This window comes from Citrobacter pasteurii, assembly GCF_019047765.1.
GTDB classification, from domain to species: Bacteria; Pseudomonadota; Gammaproteobacteria; order Enterobacterales; family Enterobacteriaceae; genus Citrobacter; species Citrobacter pasteurii.
The window spans coordinates 1,469,451-1,488,448 of sequence record NZ_CP077262.1; the positions used below are offsets into that span (position 1 = coordinate 1,469,451).

Annotated in this window: 17 protein-coding genes; 11 read left to right on the forward strand and 6 right to left on the reverse strand. The window is 48.7% G+C overall.

The window, feature by feature from the left end; all coding sequences use genetic code 11:
* Genes I6L54_RS07160 through I6L54_RS07195 form a run of 8 tightly spaced genes read left to right on the forward strand, consistent with a single transcriptional unit; the run spans window position 1 to window position 9,860 of the window.
* Window positions 1-2,118, forward strand: coding sequence for a GumC family protein (locus I6L54_RS07160; protein ID WP_040233321.1), 2,118 nt, complete (start codon window positions 1-3; stop codon window positions 2,116-2,118).
* Window positions 2,115-3,326, forward strand: coding sequence for a lipopolysaccharide biosynthesis protein (locus I6L54_RS07165; protein WP_040233323.1), 1,212 nt, complete (start codon window positions 2,115-2,117; stop codon window positions 3,324-3,326). Before I6L54_RS07160 ends, I6L54_RS07165 begins: the two co-directional genes overlap by 4 nt.
* Window positions 3,323-4,708, forward strand: coding sequence for a hypothetical protein (locus I6L54_RS07170; RefSeq protein ID WP_005122979.1), 1,386 nt, complete (start codon window positions 3,323-3,325; stop codon window positions 4,706-4,708). The genes I6L54_RS07165 and I6L54_RS07170 overlap by 4 nt, the downstream gene beginning before the upstream one ends.
* Complete coding sequence (locus I6L54_RS07175; RefSeq protein WP_040233324.1) at window positions 4,698-5,687, forward strand: glycosyltransferase family 2 protein; 990 nt, start codon at window positions 4,698-4,700, stop codon at window positions 5,685-5,687. The genes I6L54_RS07170 and I6L54_RS07175 overlap by 11 nt, the downstream gene beginning before the upstream one ends.
* Before the next feature lie 14 nt (window positions 5,688-5,701).
* Entirely contained in the window at window positions 5,702-6,913 is a 1,212-nt protein-coding gene (locus I6L54_RS07180; RefSeq protein ID WP_040233325.1) for a glycosyltransferase family 4 protein, read from the forward strand.
* Between the two features lies 1 nt (window position 6,914).
* Window positions 6,915-8,027 carry a glycosyltransferase family 4 protein gene (locus tag I6L54_RS07185; protein WP_040233326.1) on the forward strand — a complete coding sequence of 371 codons (1,113 nt, stop codon included), beginning with the start codon at window positions 6,915-6,917 and terminating at the stop codon, window positions 8,025-8,027.
* Window positions 8,028-8,029: 2 nt separating this feature from the next.
* Window positions 8,030-8,437 (forward strand): membrane protein, encoded by a 408-nt coding sequence (locus I6L54_RS07190; protein WP_040233329.1) that lies wholly within the window; start codon window positions 8,030-8,032, stop codon window positions 8,435-8,437.
* Between the two features lie 31 nt (window positions 8,438-8,468).
* Window positions 8,469-9,860, forward strand: a complete 1,392-nt coding sequence (locus tag I6L54_RS07195) for a DUF4832 domain-containing protein (protein WP_040233331.1) — start codon at window positions 8,469-8,471, stop codon at window positions 9,858-9,860.
* Window positions 9,861-9,907: 47 nt separating this feature from the next.
* Here I6L54_RS07195 and galE read toward each other — a convergent pair whose 3' ends face one another.
* The 5 genes from galE to I6L54_RS24250 all read right to left on the reverse strand — a co-directional run bounded on the left by galE (window position 9,908) and on the right by I6L54_RS24250 (window position 13,566).
* Window positions 9,908-10,924, reverse strand: a complete 1,017-nt coding sequence (gene galE, locus I6L54_RS07200; RefSeq protein ID WP_005122986.1) for a UDP-glucose 4-epimerase GalE — start codon at window positions 10,922-10,924, stop codon at window positions 9,908-9,910.
* A 65-nt stretch (window positions 10,925-10,989) separates the two neighbouring features.
* Complete coding sequence (locus tag I6L54_RS07205) at window positions 10,990-11,928, reverse strand: glucosamine inositolphosphorylceramide transferase family protein (RefSeq protein WP_040233332.1); 939 nt, start codon at window positions 11,926-11,928, stop codon at window positions 10,990-10,992.
* 153 nt (window positions 11,929-12,081) lie between these two features.
* The gene (locus I6L54_RS07210; RefSeq protein ID WP_005122990.1) at window positions 12,082-12,717 is read right to left on the reverse strand and encodes a carbonic anhydrase; all 636 of its coding nucleotides are present in this window, start codon (window positions 12,715-12,717) and stop codon (window positions 12,082-12,084) included.
* A 155-nt stretch (window positions 12,718-12,872) separates the two neighbouring features.
* Window positions 12,873-13,157, reverse strand: a complete 285-nt coding sequence (locus I6L54_RS24245) for a beta C-S lyase family protein (RefSeq protein WP_223237016.1) — start codon at window positions 13,155-13,157, stop codon at window positions 12,873-12,875.
* 142 nt (window positions 13,158-13,299) lie between these two features.
* A complete protein-coding gene (locus I6L54_RS24250; RefSeq protein ID WP_005122992.1) occupies window positions 13,300-13,566 on the reverse strand; it encodes an aminotransferase class I/II-fold pyridoxal phosphate-dependent enzyme in 267 nt (88 codons plus the stop codon).
* 241 nt (window positions 13,567-13,807) lie between these two features.
* Here I6L54_RS24250 and I6L54_RS07220 point away from each other — a divergent pair, with 241 nt between their 5' ends.
* A complete protein-coding gene (locus I6L54_RS07220) occupies window positions 13,808-14,281 on the forward strand; it encodes an anti-virulence regulator CigR family protein (RefSeq protein ID WP_040233336.1) in 474 nt (157 codons plus the stop codon).
* Window positions 14,282-14,409: 128 nt separating this feature from the next.
* Here the strand turns inward: I6L54_RS07220 and I6L54_RS07225 are convergent, their stop codons facing one another.
* Complete coding sequence (locus tag I6L54_RS07225; RefSeq protein WP_005122995.1) at window positions 14,410-16,158, reverse strand: sigma-54 interaction domain-containing protein; 1,749 nt, start codon at window positions 16,156-16,158, stop codon at window positions 14,410-14,412.
* Between the two features lie 380 nt (window positions 16,159-16,538).
* Between I6L54_RS07225 and dpaL the strand changes: the two genes are divergently transcribed.
* Window positions 16,539-17,753 carry a diaminopropionate ammonia-lyase gene (gene dpaL, locus I6L54_RS07230; protein ID WP_040233393.1) on the forward strand — a complete coding sequence of 405 codons (1,215 nt, stop codon included), beginning with the start codon at window positions 16,539-16,541 and terminating at the stop codon, window positions 17,751-17,753.
* 33 nt (window positions 17,754-17,786) lie between these two features.
* Window positions 17,787-18,971 carry a YgeY family selenium metabolism-linked hydrolase gene (locus I6L54_RS07235; protein WP_005122998.1) on the forward strand — a complete coding sequence of 395 codons (1,185 nt, stop codon included), beginning with the start codon at window positions 17,787-17,789 and terminating at the stop codon, window positions 18,969-18,971.
* Window positions 18,972-18,998: the final 27 nt, after the last annotated feature.

The window sequence follows — 18,998 nt, forward strand, 5'->3', positions numbered from 1 at the left end:
ATGAAACTATCTATAGTGGAAAACGGCAAGCAACGAGAAAACTCCGTCGATTTCTCCCGCTTTGCCAAAGAACTGAAAAAGAATGCCTGGAAAATCGCGCTGGCCGGCATTATTGCCGGGGTAGTGGCGTATCCCTTGATCAGCATGATGTCATCAAAATATGTCTCGACGGCAACGGTGCTGATTAAGGCACAAGCCGATAACGTTTCGCCGTTTCCACAGGTGGATGGTTTTGATTCAACGCGTAGTGGATATTACGAAACGCAATATGCGCTGATGCAGTCACGCATTATCCTCGAGCAGGCGGTCCGCGATCTGAAGCTGGATAAAAACCCGGATTTTACCGGGGTGAAGCCCGGCTCTGGCAGTGAAGATCAGCAACTGAGGGTTGATCAGGCGCTGAAAACATTGTCGAAAGATCTGAAGGTCATCGGTATCCGTACCACTAATCTGGCCTCTATTTCTTATGAATCTTCCTCGCCTCAACTTTCAGCTGAGATAGCCAATGGCGTCGCTCAGGCCTTTATCAACTACACGGTCGATCAAAAGCGTCTGAAAGCAGAGCAGGCTCGCAATCTCAACTTTGAAAAAATGGAAGAGATTCAGAAATCGATAGCGAAACAAAAAGAGGAAATGGATAGCTACCTGAAAAACTCTGGGCTGCTGACTTTCCGTGGTATTGATGGTTTTGAAACAGAGCAGTTAAGCATTGTGACCAACCGTCTTGCCGATGCGACCCAACGTCGTGTCGCCGCGGAGTCTGTTTACAATGAAGTAAATAGCCGAGGGAAATCTTCAGGCGATATCATTTCGCTGCCATCAGTTTCTGACCATGCGCAGATTCAGGATTTACGCATTGCGCTGATTCAGGCGCAGCGCACGTTGTCGGAACTGCGCAAAGTGTATGGGCCTAAAAGTGCCAATATTTTAAAAGCAGAAGCCGATGTGCAATCAATCCAAAATCAAACGGGTCGGGTACTGGGTGAATTAAAACTTGGCTTACGTCAGCAGTATTTGGCTGCGCTGGCCGACGAAAAGAATTACCAGCAGCAGGTTGCTGAGCAAAAAGAGATCTTCCAGAAGATGGCATCAAAACGGGATGCCTGGAACAGCCAAAAATTGGCGTTAGATAAAATGGAAGATCTATATAAGACGCTTTATCAGCGGACTCAGGAATTGTCGCTGTCCGGGGTTAATGCGGATGCGGTGCTGTATGATCCAGCCGTTCCTCCGTTAAAGCCGTCTAAGCCGAATAAATCGCTGCTGCTCGTGATGGTGGTGATGTTGGTTGTGGTATTCAGCATCATGTATTTCATCGTCAAAGCGGCAATGGATAATTCAATTAGCACCCTGAGCCGTCTGAAGAAACGTCTCAATGTCGAGCCATTGGGCGAAATTCGTCGATTTACCGGTACTTCGGCACGCGCACAGGTGCGGGATATGATACTGAAGAACCCGCTGAATGCCGATATCATCCACGGTATTCGCACCCGAATTATGCTGGATAATCGGCCGCTGCAAACGGTCGCTATTGCTTCGGCGGAGCAGGGTGAAGGGCGCTCTCTGCTGGCGAATTTGTTGGCCAGTTCATTCAGCTTCGATCAGAAAACGTTGCTTATTGATGCTGATTTCTTCAATACCAACGGGCTGTCTTCTGAACTGGCATCAGCGACTTCTGCTGGTGTGGCGGAGCTGTTGCGGGGAGAGGCTCCGCTTGAAAAGGCACGGGTTAAGATCACTGAAAATCTTGATTTCATCCCCCACGGTAAGATGACCATTTCCTCTTTACTGATGCTGTCGTCAGAGCACGTTGAACCCGTGATGCGCGAACTGAAGTCGCAGTATCAACGCATTATTATTGACGTTGCAGCGGTGAATCAAAGTCAGGATATCCAACTGATCAAACGAGCCGTTGATGGGGTTATCTTTATCGTGAAAGCCGGGACCGGTTCTGCGGAGAATATTGCCGGCGCACTGGATAAGATTGAGGATAATCAGGGCGTGGTGATTGGCGCAGTGTTGAATGCGGTCGAGGAAAAAAACCTTGAAACGCAGGAGGGGTTGCGCTCATTGAACTTCAATACTGACCAACTGATGACTACGCCAGGTCGTGTATGAGTTTACTGAAGAGCGCTTCTACGATAGCCAGTTCATCAGTCGTTTCGCAGCTGATTGGTGCGCTGTCTATCTGGTTGATCTCACATAAGTACAATATGGCAGAGGTTGGGCTGTATGCGCTCAATTACAGCATCGCGGTGGTGGGGGCGCAGGTGTGTACCTTTGCCTCCCAGCTGTTGATTCCCAAACAGCAGGATGACGAGCTGGCGCAAAATGTGGTGTTTTGTTTGCTGCAAAGCGCGCTCATTGCGTTACCGTATGCCGTCCTGACCGCGTGGTTGTTTCACCAGAACATACTGTTTCTCTATTTGCTGACGCTTTCAACGGCGTGGGCGTTAATATCGGAAAACTTATCGCTGCGGACAGCCAACTTTTATTTTCTAATCTTTCAGCGTATTTCTGTCTCCGTGGTGGTGGTGCTCTCGGTACTGCTCACGCACCAGGTACAGACATTTTACTGGTCGTGGGCCTGCGCCATGATATTACTGACCACTAGCTGTATTTTTCATTCGTTTGATATTCGCTCGGTGACGTCGCAGCATTTGCGCCCGGCAAGTAATTTGCGATTTTTTAAACAGAATATTCATCATATCACCAAAGTTGGTAGTGCTGAGGTGCTGGCAATGGCGAGCAGTAACTTGCCTATTATGCTGATTAACTTCTGGTTTTCGGCGCTGACGGCGGGGTATTTTTCCGTTGTCAGCCGGTTCTGTCTGGCACCGGTAGTGATTATCGGCAACGCGGTACGCAATACCATTTTTTCTAAATGGTCCATCGACTTCAGAAATAACACCTTCAATTATCAGGAGTATACGAAGGTACGTATGCTGCTGCTAGTGCTGGGGGTTATCTGTACCTTAGGCGTCTTTATTTTCTATCCCATTGTGATGCGCCTGGGTTTTAGCGAAGACTGGATTAACTCCATTGAAACGTCGCGCTACATGCTGCCCTATTTGTTCCCGGCGCTGGCGATAAGTCCTTTAACGGTGATTGAGCTTATTTTTGGTTCGCACCGCTATTTTCTGCGTATCCAACTTGAACAGTTGGCGATTGTGCTACTGGCGTTTGTGGTCGTTCCCTATTTTTACCATGATTATGCGGCATCAGTAATATTGTTCTCTTCACTGACATTTATTCGCTATGCGTTCATTTACCTGAAAATGAACAAGCGGGCCAATCTCCTGAAAAACAAGCCGGTGACGCCATGACACTGAATACCGGAAATTATTTACAGGTCTACACCTTTATAACGCTGATCCTGTGTGGTCTGGTGCAGTATTTCACCGGCATGCAGTCCGTGTTGTGGATCCCGTTTTTCCTGACATTGCTGATGGTGGGATTACTGGTGATGCAGACGCGAGACGGGGCGCTGCGTCTGGATGCACAGGAAACCATTATCCTTGCGCTGTATTTTTCCTTTCTGGTGCTGGCGGGAACATCGACCCTGATTCAGGGCGGGGTCACCGTGGCAATTGTGGCCTTCAAAAACGAAATCGCGTTATCACTGGTGATGGTTTGTTTGCTGTTAGGTTTTTGCCGTGAATCGCAGATATATCGGGCGACGCGCTATCTGTACTGGGTGTTCTATGCGCAAATCCCGGTGATGATTTATCAGGTTTTGCTGGTTGTTCCTCAGCGTGTGGCCGTACGCGGGGAAGATGAAAAATGGGACTCCGTGGTCGGAACATTCGGCGGAGATCCAATGGGTGGCGGCAATACGGCGGCGATGGGGTTATTTTGCCTGTTAATTATGTTGCTGAAACTCTCTGAATATAAGCATGGGCTTACGACGTTTAAATCCGCAGCGCTGCATATCATCCTTGGAATAGGGTTATGCATCATTGGTGAGGTCAAGTTTGTCATCCTGCTGTCACCGATATTTTTGGCGTGGGTGTGGATATCGCCGAGCTATGTTAAAGATGTCAGTAAGGTAAACCTGAAGACGTTATTTATCATTGTGGCAGGAATGCTGGTGCTCATCGGCCTGTCGATTATGATACTGGCCTGGTACTACTCTTCTGCTTTTGGCAGCGATCCGACGAAAGGCTCATTAAGCATTTTTATTGATTCATTGAGCTATATTTTTGATCCGAACTACATCATGTCGACCGGAGAGTTGGGGCGTTTCACAACGTTTCTGTTCTGGTTAAAAAATAACGATCTATGGGGACTGTCGGGCACATTATTTGGCTACGGGCTTAATGCCACAAACAGTGGTAGTACGGTCTCTCCTGGGTTTTTGAACATTATCTATAACCTGATTTTAGACTCGACTGCGCTGAGTATGCTGCTGTGGGAAGTTGGCATTATTGGCACGCTGCTGTTTATTGGCTTGTTTATTTATATTCTGAAAGTATGCCAGCCAAAACCAATATTGATGCTTGAACAGTTGGATAAACAGGATCTGCAGTTACTGAGCTTTGCGCCAGCGTTTAACGCTTTTGCTATCAGTTGTTTAATCAGCTTACCTTACAGCCAGATATTGATGATTACGCCGATGTTACAGTTCTTATTCTATTTATCGCTGGGGGCGAGCTTAGTGATTCGTCGAACCGTACTTCGCAGTGCAGGGGGCTGGCATGGACAATAAGCCATTTATTTCCGTGAGTATTAAGACGCTCAACGAATCTAAAGGTATTGAGAAAACGATCGACAGCATTCGGCGTCAGTTGGTCGGGTATCCGCATAAAATTATTGTGGCTGACAGTCTGTCGACAGATAACACCCAACAGTTGGCAGCCAATAAAGGCGTCACGGTAGTGTCACTCACCGATCCTGGCGATCGCTGTTGTGGGGTGGGCCATCAGTTGGGCTATCTGTATAGCGAAGGGGAATATTTATTACTGATGGATGGAGATATGGAGCTGGAGGATGGCTTCATTGACCAGGCTGTTGCCTTTTTGCAGGCGGAACCGGACTATGCCGGGGTGGCCGGTACCGTCGAAATGGATGATGCCGTTAACTATGAATTTAAGTCTCGTAAGCAGCGGATCAATAAAATCTATCCTCTTGGCGATAGCGATCATCTGGGGGGCGGCGGACTGTATCGTCGGTCGGCAATTGAAAAAATTGGTTATCTGACCAACCGTAATTTGCACGCTTATGAAGAGGCTGAGCTGGGTCTGCGTTTAAGCGAAGCGGGCTATAAACTGCGACGTCTGGATATTCCTTACTTCAGCCATACGTCACATACGCTGCCGACGTTTAAGATGCTGGCGCGCCGCTGGACCAGCGGTTATTACCAGGCTCCGGGTGAGCTTTTGCGTTGTAGTTGGGGAAAACCCTGGTTTTCCCAGTCATTCAATATCGTGAAGAATGAGGCGGTATTTGCGCTCTACCTTATTCTCTTATTTGTTGCGCTGCTTACCTTTAATATCAATGTGTTTGCCGTTGCGCTTCTACCCTTACTGGCATTTGCCTTGTTGAAGATTGTGCAAAACCGCTCGTTAACAGATGGGCTGCAAAGCGTTATTAATTTAATCGTACGTTCAGCGGGGTTGATCAAAGGTATTTTTTATCCGGTACGCGATCCGCTGACTCCGCCCAACAGTAAAATCATTCATGAATAACCGGGGCAGGCGCCATGAAAGTATTATTAGTTAACAAGTTTTTTTTCATCAAAGGCGGCGCGGAAACGGTTTATTTTCAAGAACGCGACATGCTGAAACAGGCTGGTGTCCAGGTCATTGATTTTTCCATGCAGCATGAGAAAAATTTCCCCTCTGATTATGCGGATTATTTCGTCAGCAATGTCGATTACCATAAAGAGAGTAATCTGTTGGGGGGCATCAAAACCGCGGTTAACTTTATTCATAACACCCAGGCCTGCAAAAAAATGCTGGCGCTTTTACAAAAAGAACGCCCTGATATCGTTCACTTTCATAATATTTACCATCAGTTGACGCCGGCGTTGATTAAAGTGGCGCGCAATTTTGGCTGTAAAACGGTGTTGACGGCGCACGACTATAAGATTGTCTGTCCTGCATACTCCATGTTACGCGATGGGAAGGTGTGTGATGCCTGTATCACCGGTACCGTTTTCAATGCCTTCCGCTATCGCTGTCAGGAAGGCTCTGCCTCTAAAAGCTTGCTGCTCTCGTTAGAAGCGACCTGGCAATACATTGCCCAAAATTATCAGGCTCTGGATGTGATTGTTTCACCCAGCGTTTTTCTACGCGGCGTGTTACTCCGAACGTTGCCGAAATCGCGGATCGATGTGATCGTCAATGGTGTTGATGATAGCCAGCCCATCGATGAGGTCGTCGATGACGGTTATATACTGTACGTCGGCCGCCTGAGTCGTGAAAAGGGGGTGGCAACGTTGCTGGCCGCTCATCAGAAAATGCGTAACCCGACTCCGCTGAAAATAGTGGGGCACGGTCCGTTGCATGACGAGTTAGTGGCGAAATACCCGGAAGCTGAGTTTTTAGGTTATGTACAACAAGGGGATGCCCTCAATACGCTCATTAAGCATGCCCGTGTGGTGATCCTCCCCTCTGAATGTTATGAAAACTGCTCAATGGCGGTGCTGGAGGCGATGTCTTTCGCGAAACCAGTGATCGGGGCGCGCATTGGCGGGATCCCCGAACAAATACGCGACGGTATTGAAGGGATTTTATTTGAGCCGGGTAATGCGCAGGAACTGGCGAAGGCGATGGATGCTCTGGTTGATGATCCGGATAAAGCACGTGTCATGGGTTTACGGGGTCGCGCGCGCCTGAGTGAAAAATATGCGCTTAGCAAACATATGGACACCTTACAGGCGCTATATAAAGAACTTCTGAGCAGGCCATAGAATGAGTAAAAAAATAACGGTTTTTGGTACCCGCGGTATTCCGGATGTCTTGGGCGGGGTGGAAACCCACTGTCAGAATCTTTATCCGGCGATTAAACAACAGTTTGACGTTGATATTTGTGTTATCGCCCGCTCGCCGTATGTTAGCTACAAACGATCTTCTTATAAGAAAGTTGAGACCTATGCGCTGTGGGCACCCAAAAAACGGTCACTGGAAGCGATTGTGCACTCCGTTTTAGCGGCGTTTAGAACCTGTGTCGACCGTTCTGATATTGTGCATGTCCATGCTATAGGGCCGGGTTTGGTGATCCCATTATTACGCGTGTTAGGTAAGAAGGTGGTTTTTACCCACCACGGGCCTGATTACGATCGTCAAAAATGGGGATTTGTCGCCAAAAAAATATTGCTGCTGGGCGAACGCTGGGCGGTGAGATATGCCAATGAGGTGATAGTGATTTCTGAGGTCATTAACCAACTGATTCAGAAAAAACATGCTCGCTATGATGCGCATTTGATTTTCAACGGCGTCAATAAGCCTCGTCCGTTGTCAGATCAAACCCTTCATGCCACGCTTTCCCGCTTTGGACTCGAGGCGAAAAACTATTTCGTGGTGGTCGGACGGTTTGTGGAAGAAAAGGGGATGCATGATGCCATCTCCGCGTACAAACAAAGTGGTTTGCAACAGCCGCTAGTGCTCATTGGCGATGCCGATCACCCAACGGAATACAGTATTCGACTCAAGCAACTTGCCGCTGATACCCCTGGCGTGGTGATGACCGGATTTTTAAGGGGAGATGAACTTCAGGCGGTGTTTTCGCAGGCCAGGCTGTTCGTTATGCCTTCCTACCATGAAGGGCTACCGATTGCGCTTCTGGAGGCGATGTCGTATTCCCTCCCGGCGGTGGTGAGCGACATTCCCGCAAATTTGGAAGTGCAGTTGCCGTCTGAGACCTATTTTCGGGTCGGCTCATTGTCCAGTCTTGCTGAGAAATTAACTGCCTGGGCCAGCGCAAATAGCGTGGACTATCGTGTATATTTGCAAAATTATGACTGGCAGGAAATTGCCAGAAAAACAGTCAATGTCTATCACTCAATTGATAAAGATATAGGTTAATTTTGACCAGTCCTCAGAATCGCCCCCCCGTCATCGAACGATTTTATGCGCAACTTGATGAGCATATATCGGAGGGACTGACTCCGGAACAAAAAGATGGGATCGAGAAAGCGATCGTCGCCAGCACGCTGGCATCAAGACATCGGATCGATATTCGCAGAAGTTTTCCATTTTTCGGTAAACGCTTTTATCTGGTTTTTTTATTCGGCAGAGACTTACGTCAGCGGCATCGTCAGGAGTCGACCTTATCGACCATGTTACTCACTTTTTTGCTGCTGCTAGGCACGCTGTTTGTCTCCTGCTGCGTATTACTGACGCTGTATATGATCAAGTCCGCATTGGGTATTGATGTATTCCAACATTTTCACGTTGGTATCTGGGACTGGTGGTTAAGCCTGAAAGACCGCTAGTGTTAACAAACCTGTGGAGGGCGTCACTGCGATGAAGTGTAAATGGTTTTCTGCGCTGTTGTGTCTGTTCTGTCCGCTGACGGTATTGGCCGCAGTAACGACCGTAACCCCCAAGGCAATGACGGGCCCACTGACAAACCCAGGTATCGGGATCGCCAGTTTTCATCAGGGATATGGTGAAACGCTTGGACTGGCGGATTATCCCGACACCGGCTTTGAATATGAGCGCTTTTACTGGCGTGACCTTGAGCCTGTCGAAGGCCAGTACAATTTTGCACTGGTTGATGACGCTTTCAAGTATGCCGCGGCGCATCGACCGGCGATGAACGTCGGACTGCGGTTTATGGCGCTTGCTGAGCCGGAAACCGGTTCACAAATTCCCGACTGGTTGATTAACAAAGGTGTAAAGGGAACCTGGACGCCTGACAAAAAAACCTTTATCCCTGATTTAGACGATCCCTTATTTATTGAATATAGCCAGCGCCTGCTGAACGCGATGGGTAAACGCTATGATGGTAACGAGAACCTGGCTTTCGTCGATATCGGTATGGTGGGGTCGTGGGGAGAGTGGCATAACAGCAACTTCCCGATGCTGAAGCCATTGCTGGAGCGCTACACCACGGCGCAGTTGGACCGCTATGTGACGATGCATTTCACTGCTTTCCCCAGTACGCCAAAAATCATGTTGATGAGTGGTGGGCAAAGTCTGGCGAATGCGGTCGCGCGCGGGGCGGGCTGGCGTGCGGACTGCCTGGGCGATCTCCGCGTGTTTTCTGCTTCCTGGAATCATATGGCGGATGATTATCCGCAACGGCTGCAGGCCGCACGGAAAAGCTATTCAGGATTTAATGATGCCTGGAAACATGCGCCAGTGAGCTTTGAGATCTGCTCGTACATGCAGGACTGGAAAAATACTTTTCACTATACGCGAGAGGAAGTGCAGGGGATTTTTGACTGGGCGGTGAAGCAACATACCAGTACGATTAACCTGAAATCGAGAACAGTGCCTCGTGAGTATCGTCCGATTGTCGACGAGGCACTGACAAAACTGGGCTATCGGTTTCGCTTAGCATCCCTGAGCCACGAGTCAGTCTGGGAAGGTGGACAAGAATTCACCCTGACAAGCACCTGGTATAATGAGGGGAACGCGCCGATTTACCTGCCCTACACGCTGGCATTTCGTCTGGTTGATGAGGCCAATAAGGTGGTGGCACAAGGGAATGCCCCGGAAGATATACGCCACTGGCTGCCCGGAAAGCACTCACTGAGTTACCCGATGCCGATGCCCGGGACGCTGCCGAAAGGGAAGTATGCTATTGAGGCGGCGATAGTGGATAAAACCGGTGCGGCAAGAATTAACTTTGCCAATGAAGGGAAGCAGAGCAACGGTTGGTATCGCGTCTCCGCGGTCACGGTGAAATAGCCTGCCGTAGTCAGGAGCCTGGCAATCAGGCTCCTTAGCGTTAAAAATTAAACGTGATAGCCATCCGGATTGTTTTTTTGCCAGTTCCAGGTATCGCGTATCATTTCATCCAGATTGTAGATGGCCTGCCATCCTAACTCTTTTCGTGCTAACGACGGGTCTGACCAACATTCGGCAATATCCCCGGGCCTTCTGGCCACAATCTTATAATTAATTCGGGTTTGCGCCGCTTTCTCGAAGGCTGCGATCAGGTTAAGTACGGAATACCCGATACCGGTACCGAGATTGATGACTTTGTATGCCGCACCTTTTTCCTGGCAATCCAGTGCCGCTAAATGGCCAGTTGCCAGATCCATCACATGGATGTAATCACGCACACCGGTACCGTCGGGGGTTGGATAGTCATTTCCATAGACCGAAACGCTTTCCAGCTTGCCAATCGCCACCTGAGAAATATACGGTACCAGATTGTTGGGGATACCATTCGGATCTTCGCCAATCCTGCCCGATGGATGTGCGCCGACTGGGTTAAAGTAGCGTAGGCAGGTGATTCGGAAATCGGGCTGTGCGCGGGAAAAGTCTGCCAGAATTTGCTCGACCATGAATTTTGATGTGCCATACGGATTGGTGGTACCACCGGTTGGCGATTGTTCACTTAATGGAACGCTTTCCGGGTTGCCGTATACCGTGGCGGAAGAGCTGAAAATAAAGTGCTTCACTCCCGCAGCTAACATCTCACGCAGTAAAACCAGCGTGCCGGTGACATTATTGTCATAGTAGGCAAGCGGCTCTTTTATTGATTCTGAAACTGATTTTAATCCAGCGAAATGAATGACGTCGGTGATGTTATGGTTAGAGAAAATCGTTTTCAGAACATCGTTGTTCAGCACATCGGCAATATAAACGATGGGTGCTTTGCCGGCCAGTTCCGCAACCCTGTCCAGGGATGTTTGTGAGGAGTTGGAAAGGTTATCGATGACCACAACGTCATCACCTCTTTCCAGAAGCGTCAGCACGGTATGTGAACCAATATAACCAGCACCGCCAGTGACTAAAATTGCCATACAGTCTCCAGATATATTTTTGCAAACTATCATTAATTTATTAATGCCACCGGCATAAATAAACGTTATTGGTGGCGTCGGTTAAGGTAATAATTCCGGTATTTCACCCTGCATTTATAAGATATTTTTTTAAGTATAGAAAACAGGCTGAATTTGCTTATCTTACTATCATACACGATATAGTTATCGGTAAAGTTCAGCGTGTGGACGCCCTCGCTTTGGTTGATGCTGGCATTGATCTGCGCAATCAAACGCTCATCAAAGCTGGATGCGTTAAGCGTGATTAACTCTTTGATATAAACTGACTTTCCGTACGTCTCTGGTGTGCATTCCTGGGTGAGAAAATAGAGTCTATTCTCAACGCAATGTGGTGCGCCAGCGCCTCGGGGGTGTTGATTAGACAGGTTAAGCGTTGGCACTATTTTTTGCCATGGCCCGGTTACATTACTGGCCGTATGGATAACTAACTTATCTTCCATCGTGGTGGATAAAAGATAAAAATTTTCATGTAACGAAACGACGACGTTATCGGTGAGCGCCTGGTCAGGCACTATTACTTTTACCTGTTTCCAGCGCGTAGGGAAATCTATCGACTGGAATAAGATAACCTCTTTCCTTTCAGAAGACTCCGGGATCATGAAAAGCTGATCGTTGTTGTAAAATAAAAAAGGAAATGATAAATGGCATTTTAGGTTATCAAAACCGTCGAGTTTCACATCCTCAAGCTCAACCAGGTTAGCATCAAGGATACGGCAGCGCAGGATACCTTGCGAATTACGAAAGCTTAATGCTTCATAAAAAACATAAACTTTATTGTCTTTTTCAATAATGAAAGGATCGGCCTGAAAGGTATATTTCTTTTTGAGCTGCTGGGCCCGAGTGCGGTTCAGAATTTCCAGCGTGTTAGTGGGAAAGGTATGCGAACCATTATTTTTCAGGATCATAATATCCCACGACTCATGAAAAAATAACATATTAATCAGTCTGTTATTTTTCGTTCGCATGCGTACCTGCTCCTTTTTATCGCTTAATCTATTGCGGGTTCCACGACAGCCACACTGATGGCTAGTTTAAAAGCTAGTCGCATGAGGGGTGTTTGTCTACTAACAGAAATCGTAGTGGGAGGATTGCCAGAGCATCCGTGCTCCAGTGCAGTTTTACTCGAAATGGACGTGTGGATTATCGGCCAGCGAAACGTAAGTTTTGCTGTTCTTATCCAGAGTACGAATTTCTCCACTTTCGATGTCGTAGACCCAGCCGTGCAGACGAATCGCGTTGTTGCGCAGGCCAACAGCCACGCAAGGATGCGTTTTAATGTTGTTCAACTGGGCAATTACGTTTTCTTCCACCATGGCATTCACTTTATCGATTTCGTTAGCCCAGGTTTTCTTTTCAACCACGGCTTTTGCGGCATCGGCATAGTGCAGCCAGTGGGCGACAGCAGGCATCGGATCCAGGGGTTGGCTTTCTGCGATGGCTTTCATCGCGCCGCAGTTGGAGTGACCACAGATAACGATATCAGTCACGCCTAAAGCAACGACCGCGTACTCAATGGTAGCAGACACGCCGCCAGGCTCCGGGCCAAAAGACGGTACGATATTACCGGCGTTACGGATAACGAAAAGCTGTCCTGGCTCTTGCTGCGTCACTAACTCTGGCACCAGACGGCTGTCAGAACAGGAAATGAAAAGCGCTTTAGGATTCTGGCTGGACGCCAGGCTGCGGAAGAGTTCCTTACGTTGAGGGAAAATCTCTTTTTGGAAGTTGAGGAAGCCCTCAATGATATGTTGCATAGCAGTGTCTCTTTTCTCTGTTTAAGCAGGTTATGATGAAGATCACACTTTCCAGTTTAACACCCGCCGACAGAAGGGAAAGACTTTATAGCAGTTCGGTCAATATCTTTGGGCCATTTTGCCCTGACGAAGCAGGGCAAGCGTAGCGGCCTGCGTTATGCGTTCAGCCGTTTCTGGTATGCCGCTTTTAGTCTGTTCATCGCCTCTACCAGTAAGGCGCGCGGGCAGCCAACGTTCAGACGCATGTGCCCCTCTCCGCCAGGACCATATTGTGACCCTGGTGACAGGCCTGGTCTGGCTTCATGGACAAAAAAATCGCTTAGCTGCGTCTCGCTAAGCGCCATTTTTTCGGCATTCAGAAAGAGCAGATAGGATGCGCCGCCATAGACAATTGAGATCAACGGACAGTGAATTTCGATTTCATTTCTAACAAATGTCACGTTATCAGCCAGATAAGCCAATAATTCCCGGTGCCAGTCACCGCAATGGGTATAGGCGCTATAAATCGTTGCCTGTTGCAGTGAGTGAGTCTCTGCAAGATAACAGTTATCGAGAAAATGATAGAACCGGTGACGCAGTTCATCATTCTTTATAATGGCTATCCCCCCCCTGGATCGCCGCCGTGTTGAAGGTCTTGCTGACAGAGGTCAGTACGATTGACTGACTTCCTGCTGCGTCATCGAGGGTAAAAAAGGGCAGGTGTTGCTTACCTGGCAGGGTTAAATCGCTATGCACTTCATCGGATAGAATGATGACGCCGGCCTGCTGGCAATAGTGACTGATTTTTTCAAGCGTTTCCCGTGACCACACCATTCCACCAGGATTATGTGGCGAGGGAAAAAGAAACATTTTGCACTGTTTAAGTTTCTCGCTGAAATCTTGCCAGTCAAATTCATGGCGTCAGCAAAACTAAAGGCGCTGAAGACGGTCACAAAACAGCTGAACATAGAGATTGCGCCACCTCGCTCTAATAAGCGCGAGACATCAGAACTCCTGGCATGCAGAGGTGTACAAATCGGAGTTATAGCAATGGCTCAAATTCACGCCATATCGTACATTTTTAGGGGTAACCACTGATAAAGGAATCATCATGTCCATGCTCCGTACTTTAGCAACGGCTTTAGTCGCTGTTGCCGCGATGACGATATGTGTCACGCCTGCATTTGCTAACCCCGGAAATGGTAATGGGAATGGTAACAGCGGCAATCATGGTAATAGTCAGAAAGGAAATTCAGGTCACAAAGGTAATCAGCAGTCAGATCAGCGTAAAAATTATGGCAAACCTGATCACGTCGATAGTGACATCAGCTATCACGTGGCAAGGCAATACGCTGTCCGATATGGTTTGACGGGGTATAAATCACTGCCACCGGGCATTGCAAAAAATCTGGCTCGAGGAAAACCACTCCCTCCTGGAATTGCGAAGAAGAGCGTCCCACCCTCTATGCTGAATCAACTCCCGTATTATCCTGGCTATGAATGGCAGGTTATCGGTGACAATCTGGTGTTGATTGCACTGAGCACCGCTGTCGTCACCGCCATTATTAATGGTGTGTTTGATTAAGAAGCTTAGCCGTAACTGCCCGATGGCGGCGCTGATGCCTTATCCGGCCTACTAAAGCTTGTAAGACGTAGGCCTGATAAGCGGGGCGCCATCAGACATTGATTGCCCGTGGCGGACGCAAGGGGAAATCATAACCCGTACAGTTTTATTTTTCGGTACAGCGTCGCAATGCTGATCCCCAGTTCTGTCGCGGCTTGTTTCTTACCCTCAACGCTTGAACCAAATCGCTGTATGACGTTTTCAATGGCATCTCTTTCTGCTTGTTTGCCCTGGTGGGCAAGCTGGCGAGGTTGCGCCATCATTGTGCTTTTTCTGCCATCGGCTGCGGTAAGCAGGTAAGGGGGCAGATGGCTGGCGTTGATCCCGGCGGCTTCTCCGCGCATGACAAAAATGTACTCGATGACGTTGCGCAGTTCACGGATGTTGCCCGGCCAGTGCCAGGCATAAAGGCGGTTAATAACATCATCGGGAAGTTTTTGCGGCGGTCGCTGGTAGCTTAGCGAAAATTCATCGGCAAAATATTGTGCCAGGACGGCGATATCCGCCCGTCGCTCGCGCAGGGAAGGGAGAACCAATGGCACCACGTTCAGGCGATAGAAAAGATCTTCACGAAACTGATTATTCTCGACCATCGCGCTGATGTTTTTGTTGGTTGCGGCAATAATCCGCACGTCAATATTGATGGTGTTGTTAGACCCCACACGGGTGATGGCTTTTTCCTGCAGTACCCTGAGCAGCTTGGCCTGCAAATGCAGTGGCATATCACCAATCTCGTCGAGGAACAGACTCCCTCCATTGGCCAGCTCAAATTTCCCCACGCGTCCTTTGGGATCGGCACCGCTGAATGCGCCGCGTACGTAGCCAAACAGTTCGCTTTCCAGGAGTTGTTCAGGGATAGCGGCGCAGTTGATGGTCACGAAGGGGGCGGCTTTACGCGGACTGCTCTGATGAATAGCAAATGCCACAACTTCTTTACCTGAACCACTTTCCCCGGTGATCAGTACACTGGCATAGCTGTTGGCGATTTTGCTAATGGTACTTCTGAGTTGTTCCATTGAGGGGGAATGGCCAATAAGACGTACCTGTGTGTCAGACTCATAGGGTGAGGGGGCAATCGTGCTCAGGTAGTCGTACGCATCGCGAAAGATAACCATGGTTAATCGGTCGTTATCCAGTGACGAGAGCGAGATTTGTTTACACAGCACATGGTGTTTTTGCCCTTCAAGCGTCAGCCATGCTTCCTCATCGCCATACAAACTGTCTCCGGTCGTTTCAATGGTCAGGGGTAATCCCTGAACCTCACGGTTAAGTATGCGATCTGCTGAATGGTTGGCATGCCAGATGCGGCCCTTGCCATCGATGGCCACAACGCCGCGATCCATTGCATCAATCAGACGACGAAAGGCACCGAGCGTCTCCTGCGCGCGTAAGCGTTCCAGGCATTCAAAGACCTTACTGGAGATCATGACGGCGATTTGCTCTATAAACGTGACAAATTTATCGATCTGGCTTAGCAAAGTGTCACGCTGTGTTTGCGTTGAGCAAATAATGCCGATCACCCCAATGACGCGGTTATTGAGAAAAATAGGGGCGTTCAAATCCAGCATTTCAGAGCAGTAATGGTGTTTTTCACACAGCTGACATAGAGGATGTTCACCGGGGTTTTTGATCAATACCGTCTCACGGACCTGCAAAACATGCCGATAGATATAACCATTTTTTGCCACGTTCTCATTGAGCATATGCCGGTATTTACCGGTGCCAGCAATGCGCATTAAAGATTCATCAATGATTTCTACATCAGTCCCGGTAATGCCGGAAATAGCGTCGGCATAATTGCATATATCATCCTGGATATTGCTCAGTACTGAAATCATGATACTTCTCCGGTAAGGTGTCTCATTTCTCAAGGAAAATGATAAATAGGCGAACTATTGCAAAATTGATTTGCGAAAAATCAATCTACCGCATTGTTTTTGGATGTTTTTTTAATTTTATCCTTCGTGATCACACTATTTATCATTTATGAGAATTTATCAAAATCTGGCGATAAACTAACGACGGCTGTTTTTACCTTGCTATTATTGAAAATTGATTAATACATTGAAATAAAAGAACTTATTAAATTATTTTTAAGTTTTCCCTCATTTTCTAAAAAACTGGTAAGCATTTTGCTTTTATGGATTACCGATAGCGTAAATAACTCTGTATTACACCGATTACAGGGAATGAATTACCAGGATAATGAGGTTTTATGATGCAGCAAAACTTATCATTTTTTATCAACCAGACGCCGTTTACCGAGCACCCTAACGCACCGCTGGCACCCTTTAGTCGCCAGGAACTGGTAAAAGCGTTGAATTTTCATCGGTCTATTCCGGGATACGCTCCAACGCCGCTGTATACGTTGCCGGCACTTTCACAAAAACTGGGCGTAAAAAATATTTACCTCAAAGATGAGTCTCAGCGTTTTGGCCTGAAAGCGTTCAAAGCGCTGGGCGGCGCCTACGCGATGGCATGCCATATCGCGGAATTAGTGGGGAAGGATATCAGCGAATTGCCGTTTGATGTCATGACCAGTGAAGCTGTACGTCATGACCTGAAGACCGTGACGTTTGCCACCACCACCGACGGTAACCACGGGCGTGGAGTGGCGTGGATGGCGCGCCAGCTCAAGCAAAATGCAGTGGTTTACATGCCGAAAGGGTCTTCACAGCAGCGGCTGGCATCTATCCGCAATGAAGGCGCTACCGCTGAAATCGTGGATATGAACTATGACGATGCCGTGCGTATGACCGCGGATCAGGCGCAAAAGTATGGCTGGATCGTTGTACAGGACACGGCCTGGGAAGGGTACGAAAAGATTCCGCAGTGGATTATGCAGGGCTACGGCACGCTGATGCTGGAGGCGATTGATCAACTCCATCAGGTCGCCCCGACGCATGTTTTCGTTCAGGCCGGTGTGGGGTCATTTGCGGGAATGGTGCAGGGCATGGTGACGGCCGCGTGGGGCGAAAATCGTCCGAAAGTGATCGTCGCCGAAGCGTTAATTGCCGACTGTCTCTATCGTTCAGCCCGTGCAAAAGAGGGGGATGCTGTTGCGGTAGGCGGCGATTTACAGACCGTGATGGCGGGTCTGGCCTGTGGTGAGGCAAACAGCATTGGCTGGAAGTTACTGCGTGATTATGCCACCGCATTTGCTTCCTGCCCTGATGAAGTCGCGGCGCTGGGCATGCGTATGTTGGGTAATCCGCTGGCGGGCGATCCACAAATTATTTCAGGTGAGTCTGGGGCCGTCACGACAGGTCTTCTGGCGCTGTTGATGACCTCCCCTGATTTGGCCCAAACCCGTGAGCAACTGGGTCTGGATGAGCATTCCCGCGTGTTGCTGATAAGTACCGAAGGTGATACCGACCCGCAACAGTATTTGGATATTGTCTGGGGCGGTCAGTACCCGGGCATCAATAAATAATTTCCTGATTGAGAGTATTAACGGAGAAACCCCATGTTATCTGCAACCCGTATTGAAGAAGTTATTAAAAATTGCCAGGCGCTGATCCAGCAAAAAAGTTATTCCGGTCAGGAAGGGGACGTGGTAAATGCCATAAAAATAATGATGCAGCATTACCAGTTCGACGACATCCATGTTGATAAATACGGCAATATCGTCGGCGGTATTGTGGGAAATCAGCCGGGGAAAACGCTGGTTCTGGATGGTCATATCGATACTGTGCCGGTGAACGAGGAGAAGTGGACCCGCAACCCGTACGGCGGGGATATTGACGATGGCAAAATTTATGGCCGTGGCACCACCGATATGAAAGGTGCTGTTGCTGCGATGATCTCAGCCGTAGGTTTTTTCGGCCAGGATAATCAGCGTAATTTCGCTGGGAAAATTTACGTCGCCTGTATCGTTCATGAAGAGTGTTTTGAAGGCATTGCCGCTCGTCTGGTCAGTGAGCGCTATCAGCCTGATTACGTCATTATTGGCGAAGCTTCTGAACTGAATCTGAAAATCGGCCAGCGTGGGCGTGCTGAAATTGTGGTTGAAACCTTTGGTAAACCTGCCCACTCTGCTAACCCGCAGGCAGGAATTAACGCGGTGTACAAAATGGCGCAGTTGATCGACAAAATTCGCACCATTACTCCGCCAACCCACCCGGTTCTTGGCCCTGGAATCCTGGAACTGACAGACATTAAATCGTCGCCGTATCCAGGCGCATCAGTGGTGCCGGATTACTGCCGTGCCACTTACGATCGCCGCTTGCTGGTGGGCGAAACCAAAGAAAGCGTTATTGCGCCACTGGAAAATGCACTTGCGGAGCTAACCGCTCAGAACCCACAGTTCAAAGCCCGCGTCTCTTACGCCGTTGGCAAGGAGTCTTGCTATACCGGCGCCACCATTGAGGGTGAGCGTTTCTTCCCTGGCTGGGTTTATGACGAGTCCGACGAGTTCGTGCAGGCCGCTCTGGCGGGCGTTCGTGAAGCGGGTTTCTCGCCAACGATTACTCAGTACTCATTTTGCACTAACGGCAGCCACTACGCGGGGGAAGCGGGGATCAAAACCATCGGATTTGGGCCGTCGCGTGAAAACCTGGCGCATACCATCGACGAGTATATTGAGATCGATCAGTTGACCGGATCGGCCCGCGGCTATTACAGCATCATCCAGACACTCTATCGCCGTTAAAAAATAAAGATAAATACCTCTTACCTT

Coding starts and splice junctions, on each gene's coding strand:
- I6L54_RS07160 (WP_040233321.1), top strand. CDS start 1: ATGAAACTATCTATAGTGGAAAACGGCAAGCAACGAGAAAACTCCGTC.
- I6L54_RS07165 (WP_040233323.1), top strand. CDS start 2,115: ATGAGTTTACTGAAGAGCGCTTCTACGATAGCCAGTTCATCAGTCGTT.
- I6L54_RS07170 (WP_005122979.1), top strand. CDS start 3,323: ATGACACTGAATACCGGAAATTATTTACAGGTCTACACCTTTATAACG.
- I6L54_RS07175 (WP_040233324.1), top strand. CDS start 4,698: ATGGACAATAAGCCATTTATTTCCGTGAGTATTAAGACGCTCAACGAA.
- I6L54_RS07180 (WP_040233325.1), top strand. CDS start 5,702: ATGAAAGTATTATTAGTTAACAAGTTTTTTTTCATCAAAGGCGGCGCG.
- I6L54_RS07185 (WP_040233326.1), top strand. CDS start 6,915: ATGAGTAAAAAAATAACGGTTTTTGGTACCCGCGGTATTCCGGATGTC.
- I6L54_RS07195 (WP_040233331.1), top strand. CDS start 8,469: ATGAAGTGTAAATGGTTTTCTGCGCTGTTGTGTCTGTTCTGTCCGCTG.
- galE (WP_005122986.1), bottom strand. CDS start 10,924: ATGGCAATTTTAGTCACTGGCGGTGCTGGTTATATTGGTTCACATACC.
- I6L54_RS07205 (WP_040233332.1), bottom strand. CDS start 11,928: ATGCGAACGAAAAATAACAGACTGATTAATATGTTATTTTTTCATGAG.
- I6L54_RS07210 (WP_005122990.1), bottom strand. CDS start 12,717: ATGCAACATATCATTGAGGGCTTCCTCAACTTCCAAAAAGAGATTTTC.
- I6L54_RS24250 (WP_005122992.1), bottom strand. CDS start 13,566: ATGTTTCTTTTTCCCTCGCCACATAATCCTGGTGGAATGGTGTGGTCA.
- I6L54_RS07220 (WP_040233336.1), top strand. CDS start 13,808: ATGTCCATGCTCCGTACTTTAGCAACGGCTTTAGTCGCTGTTGCCGCG.
- I6L54_RS07225 (WP_005122995.1), bottom strand. CDS start 16,158: ATGATTTCAGTACTGAGCAATATCCAGGATGATATATGCAATTATGCC.
- dpaL (WP_040233393.1), top strand. CDS start 16,539: ATGCAGCAAAACTTATCATTTTTTATCAACCAGACGCCGTTTACCGAG.
- I6L54_RS07235 (WP_005122998.1), top strand. CDS start 17,787: ATGTTATCTGCAACCCGTATTGAAGAAGTTATTAAAAATTGCCAGGCG.